Origin of the sequence: Sinorhizobium saheli, from assembly GCF_001651875.1 — a bacterium.
In the GTDB taxonomy this organism is placed as follows: Bacteria; Pseudomonadota; Alphaproteobacteria; order Rhizobiales; family Rhizobiaceae; genus Sinorhizobium; species Sinorhizobium saheli.
On sequence record NZ_LNQB01000073.1, the window covers coordinates 610,390 to 634,806 of the forward strand.

Here is a 24,417-nt window from a genome sequence, read left to right on the forward strand (position 1 = left end):
CAAAAGTTGCCGGAAACTACACAATCGCCGCGGCTTTGTGAACCGCCTTGATTCCGCTTTTTCCGCGAATTCAACCCGAGCGGCGATCTACGCAGCGCGGGACCGCGCCGTGCCTGCGGTCAGGCGCCCTTCCGCTGCTCCTTTGCGACGAGCCGGCTGGCAATCAGCGTCGCCAGGTGGTCCCTGACTGCCCGATAGGCCGCGACGATCTGCTCGCGCGTCCCGGTCGCGACCGTCGGGTCGGGTGTCGGCCAATATACCACGTCGACGGCCATCGACCGGGTCAATTCAAGCGCCTTGTGGTGCGCCTCCGGCGCGAGCGTGACGATGACGTCGAAATAGTCGTCCTCGAGCTCCTCGAGCGTGCGCGGCTGATGCCGGCCGATCGACAGCCCGATCTCCTCCAGCACCACGTCGACGAAGGGGTCGCGCTCGCCCTGGCGGACGCCCGCGGAGGCGACATAGGTCCCCTTCGGCAGCGCGGCTCTCGCAAGCGCCTCCGCCATCGGCGAACGGATCGCATTCATGCCGCACATGAAGAGGACCGAGCGCGGCGAATTCGGATATGGCGCGGCGGTTCCGGTCATCTCCGCTCCGTCACCCTCGCCAGTACAAGACACAGACGAGCGTGAAGAGCCGCCGCGCCGTATCGAAATCCAGCCTGATCTTGCCGGACAGCCGATCCATCAGCGTCTGCGAGCCTTCGTTGTGAATGCCGCGGCGCCCCATGTCGATCGCCTCGATCTGGCTCGGCGTCGCCGACCGGATCGCCTCGTAATAGCTTTCGCAGATCATGAAATAGTCCTTCACGATCCGGCGGAAGGGCGTCAGCGACAGGATATGCGTGGCGACGTCGGCGCCGCCGTCGGTCGAAATCGCAAAGACGAGTTTCGAATCCACCAGCGACAGCTTGAGCCGATAAGGTCCGCCCGGATGCCCGAGGGGTTCGAACAGGTTCTCCTCGAGCAGGTCGAAGATCGCAACCGCGCGCTCGTGCTCCACGTCCGGCGTCGAGCGGCCGATCGTCTCGTCCAGGACGACATCGCAGAGGCGCAGGTTGCGGTCTGCCTTCATCCCTCGCCCCCGAGATTGAGGCGAATGGCGACGGAACGGGCATGCGCCTCGAGCCCTTCCGATTGCGCCAGCGCGATCGCCGCGGGGCCGAGCGCGCGCAGCTGGTCGGAGCCGAGTCTCAGGATCGAGGTTCGCTTCATGTAGTCGAGCACGCCGAGGCCGGAGGAGAAGCGGGCCGAGCGCGCCGTCGGCAGCACGTGGTTGGAGCCGCCGACATAATCGCCGATGACCTCGGGCGTGTGGCGGCCGATGAAGATCGCGCCGGCATTGCGGACCTTCGGCACCATCGCGTCCGGATCGGCGATCGCGAGCTCGAGATGCTCGGGCGCGACGCGGTTGGCGAGCGGCACCGCCTTGTCGAGATCCGGCACCAGGATGATGGCGCCGAAATCGCGCCAGCTCGCTGCCGCCGTCTCGGCCCGCGGCAGGGTCTTCAGCTGCCGCTCGACAGCCTTCTCGACCGCATCGCCGAAGGCGGCGTCGTCGGTGATCAGGATGGCCTGGGCGCCGGCATCGTGTTCGGCCTGCGCCAGAAGATCGGCGGCGATCCAGTCGGGATCGTTGTCGCCGTCGGCGATGACCAGCACCTCCGAGGGGCCGGCGATCATGTCGATGCCGACGGTGCCGAACACCTGCCGCTTGGCGGCCGCGACATAGGCATTGCCCGGGCCGACGATCTTTGCCACCGGGGCGATCGTCTCGGTGCCGTAGGCAAGCGCGGCCACCGCCTGAGCGCCGCCGATGCGATAGATCTCCTCGACGCCGGCGAGCCGCGCCGCGGCGAGCACGGCCGGATTGATAGCACCGTTGCTTGCCGGCACGACCATGACGATGCGGGGCACGCCGGCGACCTTGGCCGGCAGCGCGTTCATGAGGACCGAGCTCGGATAGCTTGCCGTGCCGCCCGGCACGTAGAGGCCGACCGCATCGATCGGCGTCCAGCGCGAGCCGAGGCCGACGCCCATCGCGTCTTCATAGAGATCGTCCTTCGGCAATTGCCGCCGGTGATGGGCCTCGATGCGGATGGCCGCGACCTTGAGCGCGCCGAGCACTTCCGGCGCCACCGCCTGGATCGCCTGGTCGATCTCGGCCGGGGTGACCGCCATGCCGGTCGTATTGAAGTCGATCCGGTCGAAGCGCGCGGAATAATCGGCGAGCGCCGCGTCGCCGCGCGCGCGGACATCGTCGATGATCGCGCGGACGGCGGCGTTGACGTCTTCGGAAACTTCCCGCTTGGTTGTCAGGAACGCGGCGAATTCGCGTTCGAAGCTCGTGTCGAGATAGTTCAGCCTGATTGCCAATGCGATGATCCTCTGGTGGTGGCCGGCGGGTGCTCAGGCGCCTTCGGGATGGCGCGGCCTGAATGCGGTTTCCCAGGCGCCGCCGGTATCGGCGAGCTGCGCCTCGATGCATTCCACGTCAAGCGCGATCGATGCCTCGCCGGCGAGCACGAGCTCGATCGTGCCTTCCGGGCCCTCCGCCTTGCGGGAGAAGCTGAGGGCGAGGAGATCGAGCACCGCTTCCGGGTCGGCGCGGTCGAAGCCGACGGAACGAACGGCCGAGACGCATTTGAAGAGCAGCACCGCTCGCCGCCGCTCGAAATTCCGGCGCTTGCCTTCCGCCTTTTCCCAGACAAAGCGATTGATCACCACGCAGAACTGGTGTCGACGGGCATCATAGGAAAGGCCGCCCACCTTGAAGACTGCGTCCTGCACGTGGGCGGAGACGACGGCAAGGTCTTCCTCGTCGAGTGCAAGCAGTTTCAAGGCATCCATGCGGTCCATCCCCGTCCATCCCTGCTGCATGTCTCCTTGAATCGCGGTCGATTCGAGAAGACATGCAGCAATTCCAAGTGCTACAGCGGCCTTTGCGCGTCTGGTAAGAGGCACGGCGCTGTAGGCCCGCATATTAGCGGGTAACCGTCAAGGACATAGGACGTCGCGCCGGAAACCGCAACGCTCCCGCACGCGCCAAGCGGTTTTTGTTCATCCGAAAACGGCTCGAGCGGTGCTCACCGGCATGCGTCGAAACTCAGTCGCTGACACGCTCCACATGGGCGCCGCAGCGGGTAAGCTTCTCTTCCAGGCGCTCGAAGCCGCGATCGAGATGGTAGACGCGCGAAACCATGGTTTCGCCCTCCGCCGCCAGCGCCGCGATCACCAGCGAGACCGAAGCCCTGAGGTCGGTCGCCATGACCGGAGCGCCCTTCAGCCGCGACACGCCCTCGACCTTCGCCGTCTGGCCGGAGAGCGAGATCTTCGCGCCGAGACGCGCGAGCTCCTGCACATGCATGAAGCGGTTTTCGAAGATCGTCTCGGTGATGTGGGAAACGCCGCTCGATTTCGTCATCAGGCCCATGAACTGCGCCTGCAGGTCGGTCGGGAATCCCGGAAAGGGATCGGTGACGATATCGACCGGCTTGATGCCGGCGCCGTTGCGAACGATGCGGATGCCGCTATTCGTTGCGCTGATCTCGGCGCCGGTGCGGCGGATAGCCTCGAGCGCGGTCTCGAGCAGGCTCGCGTCCGTGTCCTCGAGGATGACGTCGCCGCCGGTCATCGCGACGGCCATGGCGTAGGTGCCCGTCTCGATGCGGTCGGGCAGCACGCGGTGACGGGCGCCCGAAAGCGAACGCACGCCCTCGATGGTGATCGTGCCGGTGCCGGCCCCGGAGATCCTGGCGCCCATGGCGTTGAGGCACTTGGCAAGGTCGGCGACCTCCGGCTCGCGGGCGGCATTGCCGATCACCGTCGTGCCGTTGGCAAGGGTCGCCGCCATCATCAGGACATGGGTCGCGCCGACGGAGACCTTCGGGAACACGTAGCGCCCGCCGACGAGCCCGCCTTCCGGCGCGGTCGCGTTGACGTAGCCGCCGTCGATCTCGATGTTGGCGCCGAGCGCGGCCAGGCCCTCGATGAAGAGGTCGACCGGCCGCGTGCCGATGGCGCAGCCGCCCGGCAGCGACACCCGCGCCTTGCCTTCGCGCGCAAGCAGCGGCCCGATCACCCAGAAGCTCGCGCGCATCTTCGAGACGAGCTCGTAAGGGGCGGTGGTCGAGACGATGTTGCGGCTCGTGAAATGGATCGTGCGGGCATAGCTCTCGCCCTGGCGCTCGCGCCGGCCGTTGACGGAGATGTCGGCGCCGTGATTGCCGAGGATGCGGATCAATTGCTCGACGTCGGCGAGATGCGGCACGTTTTCGAGGGTCAGCGTGTCGTCGGTCAGGAGCGACGCGATCATCAGCGGCAAAGCGGCGTTCTTCGCGCCGGAAATGGGGATGACCCCGTGGAGTTCATTTCCGCCTACGATCCTGATGCGATCCATGAGACCTCTCGCACGGGCGCTGCCCGCCTTTCTGAAAATCCGGTACCGGCAATTCCGGGTGTTGCTAAAGGGCGTCTCTTAGTGGAGATGCTGTGAAATTAGAAGTGCCTCGAAATGCGGGCGCAGGAATAATGCGGCAGGACCCGGAATGGGTCCTGCGACATCCGTCCCCGCAACCCGGCGGGCCAGGACCTAATCTTCCGATTCGTCCGTTTTTGCGGCAGGCAAGCCGGAGGTCTCGTCGGCGCCGCCGGCGCGGCGGGCACGCATCTGCTGTTTCCGGCGCTGGAGATTGTCGCGCAGAGTCTTCGCCAGCCGCTGGCGCCGCACCTCCGCCTCGCTCGGATGCGCGTCGCCCTTCGCCGGGCCCGGCGCATGCTTGTTGTGATCGTCGTTCCGCATGCGCTTCCATTAGCGCAAAAACGGAGCCTCCGGAAGGCGTGAGGCCGTCGGCGCGCGGGTCGAACGCGGAAAAATGCACTGCCGTCGCCCGCCGGAACTTCGCCGCAACGCCTTGAAATCGCTATTTTCCCTGACTCTTCTCCCGCCGCGCTCGACACCATGACGATCCGCCCCGATCAAAAACTTCGAAATGCGGCTTGCGCTCTCCCTCAAGCTATGGCAATAGGCCCCTCGCCTGCTGCGGCACGTCACCAGACGCCGCCGGAATGCTGCTATAGCTCAGGGGTAGAGCACTCCCTTGGTAAGGGAGAGGCCGAGAGTTCAAATCTCTCTAGCAGCACCAGTTTTTCCAACGAAATCAATGGTGCTATCAGCACCTTAGTCACTACCTACCGACGGCCGGAAAGATCAGAGCCGACCCTTACCGTTGCTGTTTACCATCTGTTTGCGTCACGTTGGCGCTCCTCAACTGCCCGGCGCATGGCGTCCTCGCGATTACATTCGAACTTCTCCATGTAATAGCGGATCAGTGACTGTCGGCGGCCCTCATCCATTATGGCGAAGACGTTCCTGAATTGCCGCTCGACTGCCGGCGTGACCTTGGTCGACCGACCGTAGCCGATCAGTTTTGACACTGCAAAGTACGCCAGCAGTCCGACGAAGATTCCAACCAAAAGACCGAAGCCTGTTTCCTTGTCGATGAAATCTCCCACAAGAATCAGAATCGGGCCGATTGGAAATTCATCCTGCACCTAAGCACCTCGTGATTGCTCTTGGAACTCGTGATTGTATCGGAGGAGCGGCAGCTATCACATTAGCCCGTTCGGGCAGCGCCTTAATCCTTGACTGAGACGTCCCCTGTGAGACGCTTCAAGCTCTTCGGTTGCGGCGCGCAGGGGAGTGATTATGAAACGCGCGGCTGCGCTGGTCGGCGTCTGCGTTGTCCTTTCAAGATGCTTGCCGGGGGAGTGCGATCGCCGCCTACCTCCGCTACTGCTCAACTTGTCGGCTGTGGACGAAGGGGACGCGTGGCACCCCGGATGCGGACTTCCCGAAGCGGAACAGCAGCCCACCGCTTTCTCGCCGGAACTCACGAGACGCCTGCAGGTGCTCTTTCCCGCCGGCAGTGATGCGGCCGCTGTAGAACGGGACCTTAAATCAATGGGATTCAAGGTGGTTCCACCCTGTCCGACCGTCCCGAGTGCGCGTCTTGCGCAGTTTCTCCAAAAAGGGTGTCCCTTCCCAATGAACGCCAGGCTAACATGGCACCGAACGGACGACGGAAAAGTAGCAGGTCTTAGAGGGTACGTCTTCTTTAAGCCCGGCGGCGAATACTAACTTCACGCCGACATATCGTTACCCCGCCGATTGCTGCTAATGGCCTGCCCCTTTGGCCTGCAACCCGCAGCGCCGCGAAGGCGATGATACCAAAGCTGTGCCCAGGTCCCTCGGCGCAGCGTCGCCCGAGAAGCTGCCATACCCCATTCGAGTGACGTCATTAATCCTTGACTGAGACGTGTGCTGTGACAGTCTGCACCGCCATGGTTGTGGTCGAAGAAACGGTGCAGGGATGCCGGCAAAGGATAGAAAACGTCGTGATGCCCATGTTCCCTCCGGCAGCTGGCCGGCACGCATGATGGCGGAGATGGCGGCAGGCTACGTGGGTGAAAAGCACGTGGAGGATTTCCTCGAGCGCATCGGAAAAGCCTACCCACAGCCGCGCGTCGTCGAGAGCCCGCGGCGCAAGTTCTGGTACAAGGATGATCTCGACAGGGCGATGAATATTGCGCTGTCCAGTTCGAAGCGGCCGGGCGAGCTTCAGGCGAAAATGGCGGAACGACGCGCCATGCGGCGAGCCCGCGCCAAGGCTTGACTACGGGACGTGCCGGCGCTCCAAGACACCGTCGCTAAACCCATTCTTAACCATGTCCTACGTTTCCTTCGGAACAGCCAGATCGGCGCCACAGGAATAACTCCATTTCGCGCTCATTCGGCCAAGGGGCCGGCAAAACACGCGTTCTGGAGAGATGGGAATGATCAAATCGGGTCTTGGCGTCACCGTCGCGGTTCTTGCCCTCTCGATCGCCGTCAGCGGTGTCCTTCACTTCGCCCTGTCCCAATATCGGCCGGAAGGGCACCCCACCGTGTCCGGCGAGATCACCTCGTCGATACCGCGATGAACGAGGTCGCGCGCCGCCGGCCCGGATCACAAGCGCGATCGATCGCCCGTCGACGCCACGCTGCGGCACTGAGGCCGCAGGAGCGCGAGCGACGTCACCAGCGCTCATCCGCCTTTGCGAAGGAACGTCTTACGCGCTCAAACTGTTCGGGAATGCCGCTCGCCGGGTCAGGACAACCGGTGACGCGGTTCGGGCCGGAAGTCTCCGAGTTGAGCCAGAAGCTCGTCGCAGGAGCACTTCCTCTTGCTCATCAGGTCAAGGATGCGTCTGGCGGCCCTGTTGGCCTCCGCACCGTCCTTGCCGACATTATGCAGAGCGCACCAGACATCGAGCGCTCCGCGCATCACATCGACATCATCCGGAGAATAGGCTTGACGCACGAACCCCTCCCAAGGTGTACCTCAATGGCGTCATCATGGGGCATTCCGGGGGAAATTCAAGGAAATAGTGAGGTACCGCAATAAGTCATACCAATGAGCGCCAGCAGGGCGTCGATCCCGCCTCTCCGGCTCGCGGCGGATGTGCGCTCCGAAGCCTGAACCTGGACGAGCAAAGTGCGCGGCCTTCCCCCGCGGCCCTGCCTGAGTCTTCGCCAGACGCATCGTTGTTTTCGGCTTCGTTCGCGGCCCGCGGAAAGCCGATCCCGGCCGTTGCCCCCGCGGCAGGTACTGAACCGGCCGGCCGTCAGACGCGGACGGTCTGCTCGACGAAATCCTGCGTGCCGAAGAATTTCAGGTAGCGCTCCACTTCGGCGGGATCGCCGGTTGCCTTCAGCGGATTGTCGGAGAGCTTGACCGCCGGGCGGCCATTGGCTTCGCTGACCTTGCAGACGATCGAGATCGGGTGGAGGCCGCTGATCTCCGTCGGGGCGCAGCCCGCGAAATCATTGGTGAGGTTGGTTCCCCAGCCGAAGCTCATCCGCACGCGTCCCTCGAAATGGCGATAGGTGCGGATGATCGTGTCGACGTCGAGGCCATCGGAAAAGATCAGCAGCTTCTCGCGCGGGTCCTGGCCCATCTTCTTCCACCAGGCGATGATCTTCTCGCCGCCCCCGATCGGCGGCGCGCTGTCGGGCCGGAAGCCGGTCCAGTCTGCCACCCAGGCCGGCGCATCGCGCAGGAACGCTGCGGTCCCGAACGCGTCCGGCAGCACGATCAGCAGGTTGCCGCCGTAGAGCTGGTTCCAGTCCGTGAGGACCTTGTAGGGCGCGGCCGCGAGCTCGCGGTCGTTGCGGGCAAGCGCGGCGGCGACCATCGGCAGCTCATGCGCATTGGTCCCGACGGCCTCGAGATCGTTGTCCATGGCGAGGAGCACGTTGCTCGAGCCGGTGAACGAGGCGCCGATCCCCTCCTTCAGCGCCTCGACGCACCAGCGCTGCCACAGGAAGCTGTGGCGCCGGCGCGTGCCGAAATCGGAGATGCGCAGCTTCGGAAATTGCCGCAACTGCTCGACCTTCGACCACATCCTGGCCTTGGCGCGCGCATAGAGCACGTCGAGCGTGAACGGTCCGAGTCCCTTCATCGCCGCCCGCGAACGCAGTTCGTTGATGATCGCGAGCGCCGGGATCTCCCACATCGTCGTCTCGACCCAGCGGCCGCGGAAGGCGAGCTCGAACTGGCCGTCACGGCGCGCCAGCTCGTATTCCGGCAGGCGGAAATTCGCGAGCCAGGCGAGGAACTCCGGCGAGAAGATCTGCTTGCGTCCGTAGAAGGTATTACCCGCGAGCCAGATCATTTCCTTCTTGGTGAAGCGCAGGGTGCGCGCGTGGTCGAGCTGGTCGCGCAGTTCCTGCTCATCGATCTCCTCGGCGAGACGCACGGTCTTCGTCCGGTTGATCAGCGAGAAGGTTGCATCGATCTCCGGATAGAGCTTCCAGATCATCTGCAGCATCAGGAGCTTGTAGAAGTCCGTGTCCAGCAGGCTGCGGACGATCGGGTCGAGCTTCCAGGTATGATTGTAGACCCGCCGCGCTATATCGGTTTTCGGCATTTGGGCGATGCTCCTCCTCGATCCACGCCTCTGATCAGATCAGCCGGACGCCGGCCTCCTGCATGCGCTTCATCATCGCCGCGAGCGAACCGTTGAGATCGATGCCGCGGCAGGCGTCGAGAACCACGGATGTTGAGAAGCCTTGGGCGACCGCGTCGAGCGCCGAGAAGGCGACGCAGAAATCGGTCGCAAGGCCGCAAAGCGACACCCTGGAGATGCCGCGCTCGCGCAGGTATCCGGCAAGGCCGGTCGGCGTCCGGTGATCGTTCTCGAAAAAGGCGGAGTAGCTGTCGATCTCGCGCCGGAAACCCTTGCGGATGACGAGTTCGGCGGTCGTCCAGCGGAGCGCCGGATGAAAATCGGCCCCGGGCGTTCCCTGCACGCAATGGTCCGGCCAGAGCGTCTGCTCGCCATAGGGCATCGCCACCGTCTGGAAAGGTGCCTTGCCCGGGTGGCTCGAGGCGAAGCTCGAATGACCGGCGGGGTGCCAGTCCTGCGTGAGGATCACATGCGGCGACTGCTCGATGAGGCGGTTGACCGCGGGCACGATCTCGTCGCCGCCGCCGACGGCGAGGGCGCCGCCCGGGCAGAAGTCGTTCTGCAGGTCGATAACGATCAGGGCGTCTTCAGCCATGGCGTCCTCGCAATCCGGCCGAGCGCTGCGGCCACCGACAAATCGGGTCAATCCAGATCAATCATAGAACGCAGGAGGCGGCAAGCATGTTCATGGGGTCGGGCGGCGATCCCCTTCCGGCCAGCGCGCCCGCCTCTCGCGGGAAGGCATGCCCGCGCTCGGAACGGGACTATCAGTTGCCGAAATCGTTGATGTTGTCCGCCATGTTGACGCCGGTATTCGCAATGCCGATCGGGCGCGCGATGAACTCCAGGAACTTGGAGATGTCGACCGAGGGGTGGCGCGAGGCGTAGATCACGTCGCGGTTCTTGATCGGGAAGGTCTGGCCGACGATCAGGCTGTCCGGATTCGTCATGTTGAAGCGGTAGACGATCGGATAGCGGCCGACCCGGTCGGCCTTCATGCCCTTGCTCAGCATGTCGTGGAACCGCTGCTGCCCGAGCAGGCTCATCACGATGTCCGGCTCCTCGTAACGGAAGACGAAGTAGCCTTTGGCATCGACCGTGCGGTCGGCGCCACCGCCCGCAAGCGCCACCGCTTCGAGCAGGTTGAGGTCGTTGGCGCCGAACTCGACGCGCTGGTTGGCCCGGACCTGGCCGAGGATCGTGAAGGTGCGCGGATCGCGCGTCACGAAGATCTGGTCGCCCGGCTTGACGTGAATGTTCTCCGACGGGCTCTCGATGATCGACTTCAGGAGGACCGTGCCGGTCTTCTTGCCGCGCACGAGCGTGACATAGGTCTCGTAGGGCGGGGCCGACGGACCGCCGGCCTTGGCGATGACCTCGTTGATCGTTTCGCTGACGAGATTGAGCGGCACCACCGAAGGACGCCCGACGGCGCCGGAAACGGTGACGATGCGCGAGGCGGTCGACGTCGATGTCACGATCACGTCCGGCTCCACCGCCTTCTGCTTCAGGGCGTCGAGGATCGCCTGGCGCGCCTGTTCCAGCGTCAGGCCGGCAAAGCGGACCGAGCCGACATAGGGAATGGCCGCCTTGCCGTCCGGCTGGACGACGAGATCGATGCTCGTCTGCTTGGATTCCGTTGTCGAAAAGAGACCGTCGCTGCCCGCTTCGAAGATCGTCACCTTCAGCTGGTCGCCGACGCCGATCACGACCTGGCCGACGCCGCCGCCGATGCCGAAACGACGGCTGAGCGTCGTCGCCACATATTCGGAAACGAGCCGCGCCGACTGGCCGTCGACATCGACGATATCGAAGACGGTCGCGTTCCTTCTGCCGATCTCAGTCCCGGACTGGCCGGCGTCCGCGAGGATGTCGGCGGCCAGCGGCCCCTCGCCCGGTACGGCTTGGCATCCCGCAAGCGCGGCACAAAGCAGAAGGGCAGTCACTCGTTTCACTACGACACTCCGTATTCGGCACAGCGATGATTCTATTCAGATATCTGCGCCGCATTTCTTTTGGCAGGGAATCCACCGGTCTCTGAAAAGCACAAAGGCCGTCCCACAACAAGCCACCTCACCGTCGCTCCAGCCAAAATATTAGGGACTGCGCCTTTCCGGCCATACCGCCACGATCCTGTTTCGGACTGTCGCCGTAATTGTGTTGGATGAGTGACGCCGGACGTATATCTGAGCCTTCGGGGTTGAAAGCTAGGCGCTATGAGTTAAAAGCTCGCTAATACAGCAGAGGGGATAAAAACCGGGGAAAGCCACCTCAGCGGAATGTTGTCGATTGCAATTTACGTTCAATGTTGCAATCGGCTAAGACAATTTTAACGGCAGTTCAGAGCGTTCGATCTTACATGACGGTTGAAATCATAGGGCGTGCATGCCTTGCCCCTGGGGCGAAATCTCCGCAGGCACTGTTCAAAATCCTTCGTCAGGGCAAATGCACCGTGACCCGCGTCCCCGCGGACCGGTGGGACCTCGCGCGCTTCTGGCACCCGCTGATGGGGACGCAGGGCAAGACCTACTCCTTTGCCGCCGGCGTGCTCGACGAGCTCTATGACTTCGATCCCGCCGTCTTCGGCATGTCGCAGCGCGAGGCCATGTACATGGACCCGCAGCAGCGCGTCCTTCTGCAGCTCGCCTGGCGCGCGCTGGAAGATGCCAATATCTCGGTCGTAGCGCTGCACGGCGAGAAAGTCGGCGTCTATGTCGGCGCGTCGAGCCTCGACCATGCCAACCTTTCGGCCGACGACCCGGCCGCCGCCGGCCCTTATTTCATGACCGGCAACACCCTCTCGATCGTCTCCAACCGCATTTCTCACGTCTTCGGGTTGAGCGGCCCGAGCATGACCGTCGACACGGCCTGTTCCTCCTCGCTCGTCGCCCTCGACCAGGCGATGCGGGCGCTCAACGCCGGCGAGATCGACACGGCGATCGTCGGCGGCGTCAACATCCTCGCCCATCCGCTGCCCTTCGTCGGCTTCGCCCAGGCGCGCATGCTGTCGCCCGAAGGGCTCTGCCGCGCCTATGACAATGACGGCGCCGGCTATGTGCGCGCCGAAGGCGGCGTCGTCTTCATCCTGCGCCGAACCGACCGGGCGCGCCGCGAGCGCGACCGCAGCTACGCGCGCATCATCGCCTCGGGGGTCAATTCCGCCGGCCGCACCAACGGCATCTCGCTGCCCTCGCGCGAGGCCCAGGCCAACCTGCTTCGCAGCATTTACGAGGGCAACGGCATCGACGCCAACGAGGTGGCCTTCATCGAGGGCCACGGCACCGGCACCAAGGTCGGCGACCCGGCCGAGGTGTGGTCCATCGGCACGGTGATCGGTGCCGCGCGCCGGGCTCCGGTGCCGATAGGCTCCATCAAGTCGAACATCGGCCACACCGAGCCGGCGTCCGGCCTGTTCGGAATGATGAAGGCCGTCCTGGCGCTCGAGAACAATTATTTGCCGGCCTCGCTGCATTTCGACACGCCGAACGAGCAGATCGATTTCGATGGCCTCAATGTTCGCGTCACGGCCAATCCGATCGAGTTGCTCAAGGGCAAGCGCGCGCGGCTCGCCGGCATCAATTCCTTCGGCTTCGGCGGCGCGAACGCGCATGTCGTCATCAGCGATCCGGAGCCGGTGCAGGAGGAGAAGAGCGCGGCTGCGCCGGCGGGACACGTGTTTCTCGCAAGCGCCCATACCGCGTCGAGCCTCGAGAACCTGCTCAAGGACTACAAGGCCGCCTTCGCCAATGCCTCCAAGGAAGAGACGCGCGCGCTCATCGCCGCCTCCGGCGCCAACCGGACGCATATGCGCCACCGCTTCGCGGCGCGCAGCGACCATCCCGACGAGATCGTCAGGGCGATAGCGAACCATCTCGACAGGCCCGGCTCCGACATCGGCGAAGTGGGCGAGGCGGCCGTCAAGGATGCGAAGGTCGCCTTCGTCTTCTCCGGCAACGGCTCGCAATGGGCCGGCATGGGCGTCGAGGCGTTCCGGGAGAACCTGCATTTCCGCCAGTCCTTCACCTCGGTCAGCGCCCTCTTCAAGTTCCATTCCGATATCGCGCTCGACGAATTGCTGACCGACCCGGAACTGGAACGGAAGCTCGCCGACACGAAGATCGCCCAGCCGCTGCTCTTCGCAATCCAGGCCGCACTCTCCGACTCGCTCGTGGCGATGGGCATCAAGCCGGTTGCCGTCTTCGGCCACTCGGTCGGCGAGATCGCCGCGGCTTACGCGGCGGGCGCGCTGTCGCTGGTCGATGCCGTGTCGATCGTTGCGAAACGCTCCCTGCATCAGGACCTGCTGGCCGGCCAGGGCACGATGGCCGCCGTCATGCTCGGCGAGGAGGCCGCCAATGCCTTCGCGCAAGCGCGCGGCCTTACCGAGCTCTGCGTTGCAGCCGTCAACGCCCATAATTCGGTGACGATCTCCGGGCCGGCGCACGAGATTTCCGCCTTCCGCGACGCCGCCCGCAAGGCGAAGATCCCGGTCCAGATCCTCGACATCAACTACCCGTTCCATCACCCCATCATCGACCAGGCAAAAGAGGCGTTTCTTTCCGACATCCCGGATATCGCGCCGCGCCGGACGGAGCTCGCCTATCTCTCGACGGTCACAGGCTCCGCGCTCGACGGGACCGAACTCGACCCGGAGTATTGGTGGAAGAACGTCCGCGAGCCGGTACGCTTCCAGGCGGCCGCCGAAGCCGCGCTCGAACTCGGCTGCCGTCTCTTCATCGAAATCTCACCGCGGCCGATCCTGTCATCCTATGTCAAGGAGACCATCAAGCAGGCTGCAGTGCCGGCGACGGTGGTGCCGACCTTGCTTCGCGACGTCGCCGAAAGCGGTCATGACCCGATCTCGGCATCGATGGCGCGCGCGGTCGCGCACGGCGCAGCCGTCGACCGGCCGCGCGTCTACGGCAAGCGCAATGCGTTCGTCGCGCTGCCAAGCCTCCCCTTCGAGCCGGTCGAACTGCGCCCCGCAACCACGACCGATGCGACCGACCTCTTCGGCCGCGCGGCCAGGCAGCCCTACCGCCTGAACGGCTGGCGCAGCGACCCCAATGCGGGAAGCTGGAAGAACCACGTCGACGCACACCTCTTCCCCGACCTCGCCGAGCACGTCGTCGACGGCAAGGCCATTCTGCCCGGGAGCGGCTTCATCGAGGTGGCCGTCTCCGCCGCGCAGCGGTATTACGGCAGCGACGAGGTCGAGATCACCAATCTCGAAATCGTCCGGCCGCTCGAACTCAGCGACAGCCGCATCATGGAGCTCTCGACCATCCTGTCGCCGGAGACCGGCGACATCGAGATCCGTTCGCGCGAGCGCCTCACGGAGGACGACTGGACGGTGCATGCGGTCGCGCGCTCCCGCAAGCCCGTGCCGGGGTCAAACGGGAAATGTCCCTCCTTTGCCGGCATGGCGAAGTCGGCGACCGTGACGCCGGCGAAGGCCTATGAAACGGCGCGGCAGTTCGGGCTGGACTACGGTCCCCGTTTCCAGCTCCTCTCCAAGGCGGTGGCCTATGGGGACCGACTGATCGACGTCGAATTGAAGGCGCCCAAACCGGCGGGACATCCGCTCGTCTCCTACGCCCTTCATCCGATCTCGGTCGACGCGACTTTCCATGGCCTGGTCGCGCTCTTCGACCGCTTCAGCGGCGACAGGGGCGGCGCGCCCTATATTCCGGTGCGCTTCGGCTCGGTGCGCGTGGTCAATGCCGGCCGGCCGATCGCCCGCGCCACGATCGAGATCGAGCGCGTCAGCGCCAATTCGATCAAGGCGAAGTTCCATTTCTTCGACGAGACCGGCACGCCCATCGCCCATTTCGAAGACTGCCGCTTCCGCCGCACCTATTTGCGCAAGCACAAGACGCTGGATGGGCTTTCCTTCCACTACGAGACCGTGCTCGCCGACGTGAGCCTTCCCGGTGCAACGCCGAAGGCGGCCATTCCGGCAAGGCTTACGGATCGGGCAGAGGCTGATGGCGTCGACAATGCGACGCTGCTCTTCAATGCCGCCATCTACCGCGCCTGCCAGGAAATCGCCCTGAAGCTCGGCAGAGGAAAGGCAACGATCCAGGGCAATGCCCTGCCCGGCGATTTCGCCTTCCAATGCTTCCTGACGAGTTGCCTCTATGCGCTCGAGGATGCCGGGCTCTGCGAACACCAGAACGGTAGCTGGAAGATCGCGACCGAATTCACGCTGCCGAGCGTGCCGGAGATCCTCGGCGAGCTCTATGGCGATCGGCCCGATCGCGCCGTGGAAGCGGTGCTGATCAACAACGCCCATGCGGAGGCGCTCGGCCGCCTCGACGCGCTCTTTGCGCTGACTGCAGGCAGTGACCCGTCCGCCTCCTTCAATGCCGCCTTCATGAGCGAGGCGACGCTCGATCACCACGCCGTGCATTCCGTCGCGAGCCGCTCGCGGATGGACGAGGTCCTCGCCGCCGTCGAACGGGCACTCGCCGCGCAGAGCGCCGGGGCGCGCTTGCGCATCGTGGAATTCGGCAGCGTCTCCGCCGGTTTCACCCGCAGGCTCGCCGATCTCGCCGCCCGGCACGGGGCGAGCCTCGCGGTCGTCGAACCGCGGGACAACGCCCAGCGTAACCTTGAGATAGCCTTCGAGGAAGACCCGCATGTGCAGGTTCTCAAGAAGGGCGAGTTCGCGGCGATCGCGCCTTTCGATCTCGCGGTCAGCGCTTCGGACAATCTCTATCACCTGATCGAAGAGGACGCTGCCGTCCGCACCGCCTTGCGCTCCATGCTCCGCCCGGGCGGCGCCCTGGTCGCGGCGGTCAGCGCGCCGTCGGTCTTCGGCGACTTCGCGCTCGGCCTCTCCGATGGCTGGTTCGCACGCAGCCAGACGGCAGAGTTCCCGATCGGCAGGATCGCGGCCGTGCCGCACTGGCAGAAGTGCCTTTCGGATCTCGACCTCGGCGACATCACCGTCACGGATCGCGAGTGCCCGCACGGCAGCACGATCGTGATCGAGGCGCGCGGCGCGGCGACTGCCGCGGGCGCAGGCGCGGAAGAGGCGGAAGCCAATGCCCTCCCCTACCTGCTGATCGAGCTCGCGGACGCCCGGAAGCCGGCGCATGCCGGCGCCCAGGCGATCCCCGTCGCCGTGACGGGAGAGATACCCGCGGATGTCGCGACGCTGCGCACGGCCCTTGAAGCGCTTGGCGGAAGGCCCATCCGCGCGGTGCTCGCGTCCCCGGCTGACCGCGCCGGCGAGGAAGAGTCGGCCCTGCTGCAGGCCCGCGTGCTGGCGCTCAGCGCCTTCGCCGAGGCGCTGCGGCAGCACCTTGCCGATGCAGAGCCCGCCGGAGACGACCGCCCGCGCCTCGTGCTCGTCGCCCCGGGCGGCATGCCGGTCGCCGCATCGGCAAGCTCGGGGATAAATTCCGGGCTATGGGCATTCGCTCGCGTTTTGCAGAACGAATATGAGTTTCTCGACGTCCACGCGCTCGATCTGGTCAACGGATCAGGCGCGGGATCAGGCTTGAGCCGCGAGGACATGCTCGCCTCGGCGCTCCCTCTCCTGACGGTGTCGGGAACGAACCGCGAATGGCTGCTCGACCGCGCTTCCGGGCTTCTTTCGGAAATCCGCGCCGTGCCGGGAGCAACGAACAAGGCCGAAGGCAAGACCAGCGCCTTTGCCGCCGCGACCATCCGCCAGCGGGTCGCCTCGCAGGTCGGCAGCATCGCCTGGGAAGAAACGGCCGTGCCTCGGCCGGGCCCTGGAGAAGTCGTCGTCGCGGTCGCGGCCACCGGCTTGAACTTCCGCGACGTCATGTGGGCGATGGGCCTTCTGCCCGAGGAAGCGCTGGAGGACGGTTTTGCCGGCGCCACGATCGGCATGGAGCTTTCCGGCCACGTGGTCGCCGTCGGCGAAGCGGTCGACGACCTCGCCATCGGCGATGCGGTGATGGCGATCGCCTCGTCCGCATTCTCGACGCATGCGGTCGTCGCCCGCGCCGGCATTGCCAAGCTGCCGCGCACGATGAACCCGGTGGCCGCGGCAACCGTGCCCGTCGCTTTCCTCACCGCCTACTATGCCATGGTCGAACTCGGCCGCATCCAGGCGGGCGAGACGATCCTCATCCACGGTGCCGCCGGCGGCGTCGGCCTCGCCGCGCTGCAGGTGGCCAAGCTCAAGGGCGCCAAGGTCATCGCCACGGCGGGAACGCGCGAGAAGCGCCGCTTCCTGACGATGCTCGGCGCGGACCACGTCTTCGACTCGCGCTCGCTCGGCTTCGTCAACGATGTGCGTGCGGTCACGCAAGGCGAAGGGGTGGACCTTGTCCTCAATTCGCTCTTTGCCGAGGCGATGGAGCAGAGCCTCGCGCTGGTGAAGCCCTTCGGGCGGTTCCTGGAACTCGGCAAGCGCGACTACTATGCCGACAGCAAGATCGGGCTCCGGCCGTTCCGCCGCAACGTCAGCTATTTCGGCATCGACGCGGACCAGCTTCTCGTCAATCAGCCGGGTCTCACCAGGCGCATCTTCATGGAAATCGGGGCGCTCTTCGAGGAAGGCAAGCTCAGCCCGCTTCCCTATCGCGCCTTCGATTTCGACGAGATCGGCAATGCGTTCCGGCTGATGCAGAATGCCGGCCATATCGGCAAGATCGTGGTGCTGCCGCCCACGGCCGGCAAGCACGAGGTCACGGCGAAGCGGGACAAGCGGATCAAGGTCGATCCGGACGGCGTCCATCTCGTCGTCGGCGGCATCGGCGGCTTCGGTCTCATGGCGGCCAACTGGCTCGTCGAGAAAGGCGCGCGCCGGATCGCGCTCTGCTCGCGCCGCGGCCAGCCGGATGCCGAGACGCTGGCGATGATCGGGCGCTGGGAGAAGGCGGGCGTCGCGGCCTCCGTTCACGCCTGCGACATCACCGACGCCGCAGCCGTCGAAGGGCTGCTCGCGACGCTTCGGGCCGAAGCGCCGCTGCGCTCCGTCGTCCACGCGGCGATGGTGCTCGACGACGCGCTGATCAGCAATCTCAACCGCGAGCGCAACCGCCCGGTGATCGACACGAAAGCCAAGGGCGCGGCGATCCTCGATCGCCTCACCCGCCGCGACGAACTCGACAACTTCATCCTGTTCTCGTCGGCAACGACGCTCGTCGGCAATCCCGGCCAGGCGAACTACGTCGCCGCCAACGGCTATCTCGAGGGCCTTGCCCGCGCACGGCGCGAGCAGGGTCTGGCGGGGCTCGCCGTCGGCTTCGGCGCGATCGCCGATGCCGGCTACCTGACGCAGAACGCCGACGTCAACGACCTGCTCGCCAAGCGCATCGGCAAGACGGCGCTGAAGGCGCAAGTGGCGCTCGACATGGTCGAGAGCCACATCGCCGCCGATCCGGGCACGGTCGATGCCGCCGTGGTGATGATTTCGGAGATCGACTGGGCGGCCGCGCGCAACCTGCCGGTCGCCCGCTACGCGCTGTTCGAGGTCATCCTGCGCAGTGCCGACCAGCATGCCTCGGGTGCCGAGGGCGCGAAGATGGATCTCGTCGCGATGATCGAGGGCAAGTCGCCGCAGGAGGCGGAGGATATTTTGTTCGATCTTGTGGCCGGCGAGATCGCCGCGATCCTCCGGGTCTCGAAGGATACGGTGACGCGCAGCAAGATATTGAAGGAGATCGGCCTCGACAGCCTGATGGCGGTGGAACTCGGCATGAGCTTCCAGCAGAACACCGGCTTCGACATGCCCTTGAGCGGCGTCGCCGACAACACGACCGTCGGCGACGTTGCCCGCAAGCTCTATGAGAAGGTAAGCAAGCGCGACCAGGGTAACGACGGTGAGAGCGGCGACGACAAGCTCGTCATCGAGCTGACGCAGCGCCACACCGGGCCGGCCAAGGATGCGGTCAAGGAAAAGGCACTGAGCCAATGAGCGACGGAAACGGCCAGACCTTCCCCAAGATGAACAGCGGCCTCAAGGAGAGCCTGCTCGACCGAATGAGGAACACGCATCAATCGTCCGAGCGCAACCGCATGGCGCGCTCCGAGCGGGAGTTGCCGCCGGCCCCTCGTCGCCAACAGGCCCGCTTCGAGGACCTGCCGGAATATAAGCAGGTCGTTGCCCAGAAGGTCGCCAGCGAACAGCTCGGGATTGCCAACCCGTTCTATCGGCCGCACCAGACGGCGGCCGGCGCGACGACGGTGATCGACGGCCGCAAGCTCATCAACTTCGCGTCCTATGATTATCTCGGGCTGAACCGGCATGCCCATGTCCTCGACCGGGCGCGCGAGACGATCGGCGGCTTCGGGATTTCCGCCTCGGCGAGCCGGCTCGTCGCCGGCGAGCGGCCCCAGCATGTGGAGCTCGAGGAAAGGATCGCGCGTTTCTACGGCGTCGATGCCAGCGTCTGCTTCGTCAGCGGCTACCTGACGAACGTCGCCGCCATCAGCTGCCTGATGGGGCCGAAGGACCTCGTCATCCACGACGAATTCATCCACAACAGCGCCCTTGCCGGAATCAAGCTCTCCGGGGCGACGCGCCGTCTCTTCAAGCACAATGACATCGCCGATCTGGAGCATGTGCTGCGGACCGTCGCAGGCGACTACCGCCACATCATGGTCATCGTCGAAGGCATCTATTCGATGGACGGCGACGTCGCCAACCTGCCGGCGCTGCTGAAGCTCAAGGCCGAGTACGGTTTCTGGCTGATGGTCGACGAGGCCCACTCGCTCGGCGTCCTCGGAAGGCACGGCAAGGGGCTCGCCGAACATTTCGGCGTCGATCCGCATGAGGTCGACATCTGGATGGGGACGCTGTCGAAGACCACTTCGAGTTGCGGCGGCTACATTGCCGGCAGCGAGGCGCTGGCGGCGGTGCTCAAGGCAGCCGCCGGCGGCTTCGTCTACAGCGTCGGCCTCGCGCCGGTGCTTGCCGCATCGGCGGTCGCCAGCCTCGACATCCTCGAGCGCGAGCCCGAGCGCACGGGCGCGCTGCGGCGCAACGGCGCGCTGTTCCTGAAGCTCGCCCGGGAAGCCGGTCTCGACACCGGCTTGAGCGGCGGCTTCTCGGTCGTGCCGGTGCTCGTCGGGGATTCGCTGCGCGCCGTCCAACTCTCGAACGATCTGCTCGCGGCCGGCATCAATGTGCTGCCGATCATCCATCCGGCGGTGCCGGAAGGATTGGCGCGCCTGCGCTTCTTCATCACCTCGGACCATAGCGAGGAGCAGATACACCGTACGGTGACGCTGACGGCCGAGCGGCTGAAGGATCTGACCGATCGGAATTTCGGCCTCGGCGGCGTCGACATCGAGAAGATGATGAGGGCGCTCTCGGCGCGCTGATTACTGTCGACCGAAGGTGCCGCGATCTTGGACGTCGATGCGTGGAAGAACAAGGACCTGAAGTGACTGCAAGGCGCGTCAGGGGCCGGTTACCGACAAGCTGCGGCCGCAGGCGGATTTCGCTATGACACACGTGATCATCACCGGCGGCTCGAGCGGCATAGGTCTGGCACTCGCATCGACATACGCGGCGCGCGGTGCGCGGCTCTCGCTCATCGCCCGCTCCCCCGGACTGCTGGAACAGGCGGCGGCGAAGCTGATGGCGGAACACGGCATCGAGGCGCAGGATATCCGCATCGAGCCTGCCGACGTCTCCAGAGAGGGGGAGATCGGGGCGGCGATTTCCCGCTGCGTGGACGCGCTCGGACCCTGCGACATTCTCGTGACCTCGGCGGGCGTCGTCGAGCCGGCCGCGTTCGAGGAGATGAAGAGCACGGCCTTCCGCCGCCAGATCGACACCAATCTCTCCGGCACCGTGCACGCAGTGCGGGCCGTCTATCCGGAGATGAAGCGGCGCCGCCGCGGCCATATCATGATGATCTCCTCCGGCGCCGGGCTCATCGGCATCCACGGCTATACCGCCTATTGCGCATCGAAGTTCGCGCTGCACGGTTTCGCCCAGGCGCTGCGCAGCGAGGCGCGGCTGCACAATGTCGGCGTGTCGATCTCCTTTCCGCCCGACACCGAAACGCCGCAGCTCGAGCGCGAACTCGCCTTCCGGCCGCTCGAGGCGAGCGTCGTGATGGGGGCGGTCCGGCCCTGGACCGCGGCTGCGGTTGCGCGAAAGATCGTCCAGGGCATCGAGCGGCGGCGCTTCGAAATCTACTTCGGCCCGACCTTGTATCTGCTTGGCCGCTTCGGGCCGGCGGTGCGGCCGCTGATCAACTGGTGGTTCGACAGGGCGATCACGCGCCGCGGTCGACGGTGATGCCGGCGGCCGCCGGACGCGCTTGTGCCGGCCGGCGTCAGGCTCGACGGCGCCGCAATCTTTTAGACGCGCAAAGGCCGCTGCGGCGCTTTGAAAGCTGCATGTATTTTATCCTCAAATCGGTTCCGATTTGAGGAAACATGCAGTAAGTGTCGACACGGCCCTGCTGCCGAGGCGGCGCCGGCGGTGAAATGGCTCAAAGGTATCGGCTTGGCGCGTCTTCCCTTCCAACTGCATGACTATCCGACAGCGTTGACCCTCGGCTGCTATCTCTTGTCCTGCGCGGTGATCTTCCACACGGATCGCTTCGCGCTGCCGGCGCGCGAGCGCCGGAAGAACGCACCGCCCTACGGGCGCAATCAGCATATCGTCGACGCGCTGGCGCGGCTTCCGGTCATAGCGCTCGTCTTTGCCGGCTTCTTCGCGATCTCCTGGCGCCCGCTTTACGCGGCCGCCGGAACGATGAGCTTCTTCATCATCTTCACCGGCATTTCCCGGGCAAAGTTCAAGTTCATCCGCGAGCCCCTGGTCTTCTCCGACATCGCCCTCGTCGCGGACGTCTTCAAGTACAAGACGATCTTCTACGCGACCTCGCTGAACATCGTCTTCTGGATCGTCGCCTTCGCATACGTGTTCGGCGTCTCGGGAATGTACATGTACTTCGAGCCGAGCGTACTGCCGGCACGCGACAAGCCGTTCTGGATCCTGGTGATGATCCTGATCGCCGCCGGGCCGTGGCTGCTGCTCTTCTACGGGCCGGTGAACCGGCCGACGGCGGCACTCGTCCAGCGGCTCGTCGGCAAGAAGGTCAATGTGAAGATGAGCACGGTGCGCTTCGGCACCTTCGGCTCCGTCGTCTTCCACTTCATCATCTGGCTCGGCGTCAAGCGCGAGAAGATCGTCGCCGAGCTTTCCGAGCGCCTGCGGGCCGCGGTCCATGACCTCATCGGTCATGAGGAAGCGCCGCTGATCGTCGTCTGGCAGTCGGAATCCTTCATCGACATGCGGCATTTCGGCGTCGATTCGATCAAGCTCCCGACCATCGACCGGCTGCGCAAGCAGGCGGTGCAATGGGGGCGCCTCAGCAATGTCTTCGAGGGCGGCTATACGCTGCGCACCGAGTTCGCCGTCTTGAGCGGGCTCGTCCCGGACGACATTCACGTCGATGCGAGCTATCCCTACCTTCGCGCGGCGCATTACGCCGACGTGGTCTGGCCGGGAAAGCTGAAGCGCGCCGGCTGGCGCACGCATTTCATTCATCCCTACGACCGGACGTTCTTCCTCCGGCACAAGGCGATGCCCGTCCTCGGCTTCGACAAGCTCACCATGCTCGACGCCTTCGACCACGTGCCCGAGCGGGACGGGCTCTACGTTTCCGACGCGACGCTTGCCGCGCGGGTGCTTGCCGAAGCCGAGATGTTGCCGGAAGATGACAGCGGCTTCTTCTTCATCGCCTCGATGGCCAATCATGGCCCTTGGGAACCCGGTCGCGTCGGCACGCTGACCAACCCGGTCGACATCTATCTGGCGATCCTCGAACAATCGGACGCCGCGCTGAAGCAGCTGATCGACGGCTTGAGCCGGCTCGACCGGCCCGTCTGGCTCGTCTTCTACGGCGATCACGCGCCGCTCCTCAAATCCTTCGCGGATCCCTTCCCCGATCCGCGCACGGATTATTTCATCGTGCCGCTGGCGAAGGCGCGGCCCTCGGGCCACAGCCCGAAAACCGCGCAGGACGAGGACCCGTGGAACCTCATCCGCTCCCTGCTCAAACACGCCAACCTGCACAAGGACGCGCTGCAATAGCGCGGCCGACGGGGAAATTCGACCCATGACCGCAGGGACGATCAGACATCCTCAACGACGCACATTCCTCTTCCTGCAGGGGCCGTCCTCGCCGATCTTCGCCAAGATCGCCGCGCGGCTCGAGGTTCTCGGGCACCGCTGCCTGCGCATCAACCTCAACGCCGGCGACCAGATCTTCTGGCGGCGGCGGGGCGCCCATAACTATCGCGGATCGATCGCCGAGTGGCCGGGCCATGTCGAGGCGTTCATCCGCCGCCATTCGGTGAGCGACCTGATCCTCCTCGGCGAAGAGCGCCCCTACCACCGGATCGCCATCGCCGCCGCCCGAAAAGCCGGGGCCGAGGTCTTCATCGTCGAGATGGGATATCTGAGGCCGGATTGGCTGACGCTCGAGCGCGGCGGCATGTCGTCGAACTCGCATTTCCCGACGGACGCCGAACAGATCCTGAAGGCGGCCGAGGGGCTGGCCGAGCCCGACTGGCGGCGGCGCCATCAGCAGACCTTCGTCACCGAGGCGGCCTGCGATCTCCTCTACAATCTGCCGAACGTCTTCCTCTGGTTCCTCTTTCCGGGCTATCGGAGGCACGGGATCTTTCATCCGCTCGCCGAATATGCGGGCTGGCTCCGGCGGCTTGCGACGAGCCGGAGCCGGAGCCGCGCCGCCGATGCGGCGATCCGGTCGCTGCTTTCAGGCAGCGACCCCTATTTCGTCTATCCGCTGCAACTCGAGACCGACTATCAGCTGCGGGCCCATTCGCCCTTCGGCAGCCAGCGCGAGGCGATCGACGAGATCCTCGTCTCCTTCGCGCATCGCGCGCCGCCCGCAAGCAGGCTCGCCGTCAAGGTCCATCCGCTCGACAACAGCCTTATTCCATGGCGCAGGATCATCGACCGCAAGGCGGCGATGCTCGGGATCGGCGACCGTGTCCTCTGTCTCGACGGCGGCAATCTCGACCTTCTCACCGAAAAGAGTGCCGGCATGGTGACGGTCAACTCGACCGCCGGCCTTCATGCGCTGAGGCAAGGCAAACCCGTGAAGGTTCTCGGCACGGCGGTGTTCGACATTGCGGGTCTCACCGACCAGCAGCCGCTCGACGCGTTCTGGTCGGCTCCCGAGCCGCCGGAGCCGTCGCTGAGCGCGGCAATGTTCCGATTGATGGCGGCCTCGATCCAGGTCCGCGGCAACTTCTATTCCCGCGCGGGCACGGATGCCGGCGCCGCGGCGATCGCCGAGCGACTGCATCGCAACGACGTCAACCAGCCCGGTGCCTTCGTCGATCCGCCGCCCCGGCGCAAGCCGGTGAAGCGGGGCCTTTCCGCCGATTAAAGCATTTGCAGTCAGGCCGATTCACCTGACCGTTCTAG

18 protein-coding genes and 1 tRNA gene are annotated in these 24,417 nt (G+C 65.2%); 8 read left to right on the forward strand and 11 right to left on the reverse strand.

The window, feature by feature from the left end; all coding sequences use genetic code 11:
• Positions 1 to 119 precede the first annotated feature (119 nt).
• From ATB98_RS16320 to ATB98_RS16345, 6 genes are all read right to left on the reverse strand, one after another.
• Positions 120 to 587 (reverse strand): arsenate-mycothiol transferase ArsC, encoded by a 468-nt coding sequence (locus ATB98_RS16320; protein WP_066875479.1) that lies wholly within the window; start codon positions 585 to 587, stop codon positions 120 to 122.
• 10 nt (positions 588 to 597) lie between these two features.
• Entirely contained in the window at positions 598 to 1,074 is a 477-nt protein-coding gene (locus tag ATB98_RS16325; RefSeq protein ID WP_066875481.1) for a UPF0262 family protein, read from the reverse strand.
• Entirely contained in the window at positions 1,071 to 2,375 is a 1,305-nt protein-coding gene (gene hisD / locus ATB98_RS16330; RefSeq protein ID WP_066875483.1) for a histidinol dehydrogenase, read from the reverse strand. Before hisD ends, ATB98_RS16325 begins: the two co-directional genes overlap by 4 nt.
• Positions 2,376 to 2,408: 33 nt before the next feature.
• Positions 2,409 to 2,849, reverse strand: coding sequence for a DUF2948 family protein (locus tag ATB98_RS16335; protein ID WP_066875602.1), 441 nt, complete (start codon positions 2,847 to 2,849; stop codon positions 2,409 to 2,411).
• Positions 2,850 to 3,105: 256 nt separating this feature from the next.
• The gene (gene murA / locus ATB98_RS16340; protein WP_066875486.1) at positions 3,106 to 4,398 is read right to left on the reverse strand and encodes a UDP-N-acetylglucosamine 1-carboxyvinyltransferase; all 1,293 of its coding nucleotides are present in this window, start codon (positions 4,396 to 4,398) and stop codon (positions 3,106 to 3,108) included.
• Between the two features lie 192 nt (positions 4,399 to 4,590).
• Positions 4,591 to 4,800 carry a hypothetical protein gene (locus tag ATB98_RS16345; RefSeq protein ID WP_066875488.1) on the reverse strand — a complete coding sequence of 70 codons (210 nt, stop codon included), beginning with the start codon at positions 4,798 to 4,800 and terminating at the stop codon, positions 4,591 to 4,593.
• Between the two features lie 268 nt (positions 4,801 to 5,068).
• Between ATB98_RS16345 and ATB98_RS16350 the strand changes: the two genes are divergently transcribed.
• A tRNA-Thr gene (locus ATB98_RS16350) sits at positions 5,069 to 5,143 on the forward strand.
• A 91-nt stretch (positions 5,144 to 5,234) separates the two neighbouring features.
• Here ATB98_RS16350 and ATB98_RS16355 read toward each other — a convergent pair.
• A complete protein-coding gene (locus ATB98_RS16355) occupies positions 5,235 to 5,552 on the reverse strand; it encodes a hypothetical protein (protein ID WP_066875490.1) in 318 nt (105 codons plus the stop codon).
• A gap of 884 nt (positions 5,553 to 6,436) precedes the next feature.
• Between ATB98_RS16355 and ATB98_RS16360 the strand changes: the two genes are divergently transcribed.
• Positions 6,437 to 6,673, forward strand: coding sequence for a hypothetical protein (locus ATB98_RS16360; RefSeq protein ID WP_234781920.1), 237 nt, complete (start codon positions 6,437 to 6,439; stop codon positions 6,671 to 6,673).
• Between the two features lie 160 nt (positions 6,674 to 6,833).
• A complete protein-coding gene (locus ATB98_RS29005; RefSeq protein ID WP_167354075.1) occupies positions 6,834 to 6,980 on the forward strand; it encodes a hypothetical protein in 147 nt (48 codons plus the stop codon).
• Positions 6,981 to 7,147: 167 nt separating this feature from the next.
• On the opposite strand, the gene ATB98_RS30020 is transcribed toward ATB98_RS29005, so the two are convergent.
• The 4 genes from ATB98_RS30020 to ATB98_RS16380 all read right to left on the reverse strand — a co-directional run bounded on the left by ATB98_RS30020 (position 7,148) and on the right by ATB98_RS16380 (position 10,963).
• Positions 7,148 to 7,360 (reverse strand): hypothetical protein, encoded by a 213-nt coding sequence (locus ATB98_RS30020; RefSeq protein WP_066875494.1) that lies wholly within the window; start codon positions 7,358 to 7,360, stop codon positions 7,148 to 7,150.
• A 304-nt stretch (positions 7,361 to 7,664) separates the two neighbouring features.
• On the reverse strand, positions 7,665 to 8,969 hold the full coding sequence (pncB, locus tag ATB98_RS16370) for a nicotinate phosphoribosyltransferase (RefSeq protein WP_066875496.1): 1,305 nt from the start codon (positions 8,967 to 8,969) through the stop codon (positions 7,665 to 7,667).
• Positions 8,970 to 9,003: 34 nt separating this feature from the next.
• Positions 9,004 to 9,603, reverse strand: a complete 600-nt coding sequence (pncA, locus tag ATB98_RS16375; RefSeq protein ID WP_066875498.1) for a bifunctional nicotinamidase/pyrazinamidase — start codon at positions 9,601 to 9,603, stop codon at positions 9,004 to 9,006.
• A gap of 172 nt (positions 9,604 to 9,775) precedes the next feature.
• On the reverse strand, positions 9,776 to 10,963 hold the full coding sequence (locus ATB98_RS16380) for a polysaccharide biosynthesis/export family protein (RefSeq protein WP_066875500.1): 1,188 nt from the start codon (positions 10,961 to 10,963) through the stop codon (positions 9,776 to 9,778).
• A 404-nt stretch (positions 10,964 to 11,367) separates the two neighbouring features.
• Here ATB98_RS16380 and ATB98_RS16385 point away from each other — a divergent pair, with 404 nt between their 5' ends.
• The 5 genes from ATB98_RS16385 to ATB98_RS16405 all read left to right on the forward strand — a co-directional run bounded on the left by ATB98_RS16385 (position 11,368) and on the right by ATB98_RS16405 (position 24,379).
• Positions 11,368 to 18,909: a type I polyketide synthase gene (locus tag ATB98_RS16385; RefSeq protein ID WP_066875502.1), complete on the forward strand. Its 7,542-nt coding sequence runs from the start codon at positions 11,368 to 11,370 to the stop codon at positions 18,907 to 18,909.
• Complete coding sequence (locus tag ATB98_RS16390) at positions 18,906 to 20,318, forward strand: aminotransferase class I/II-fold pyridoxal phosphate-dependent enzyme (protein ID WP_066875504.1); 1,413 nt, start codon at positions 18,906 to 18,908, stop codon at positions 20,316 to 20,318. The genes ATB98_RS16385 and ATB98_RS16390 overlap by 4 nt, the downstream gene beginning before the upstream one ends.
• A 124-nt stretch (positions 20,319 to 20,442) precedes the next feature.
• The gene (locus ATB98_RS16395) at positions 20,443 to 21,246 is read left to right on the forward strand and encodes an SDR family oxidoreductase (RefSeq protein WP_066875506.1); all 804 of its coding nucleotides are present in this window, start codon (positions 20,443 to 20,445) and stop codon (positions 21,244 to 21,246) included.
• A gap of 186 nt (positions 21,247 to 21,432) precedes the next feature.
• Positions 21,433 to 23,052, forward strand: a complete 1,620-nt coding sequence (locus ATB98_RS16400; protein ID WP_066875509.1) for an LTA synthase family protein — start codon at positions 21,433 to 21,435, stop codon at positions 23,050 to 23,052.
• 25 nt (positions 23,053 to 23,077) lie between these two features.
• On the forward strand, positions 23,078 to 24,379 hold the full coding sequence (locus tag ATB98_RS16405; protein WP_066875510.1) for a capsule biosynthesis protein: 1,302 nt from the start codon (positions 23,078 to 23,080) through the stop codon (positions 24,377 to 24,379).
• Positions 24,380 to 24,417 lie beyond the last annotated feature (38 nt).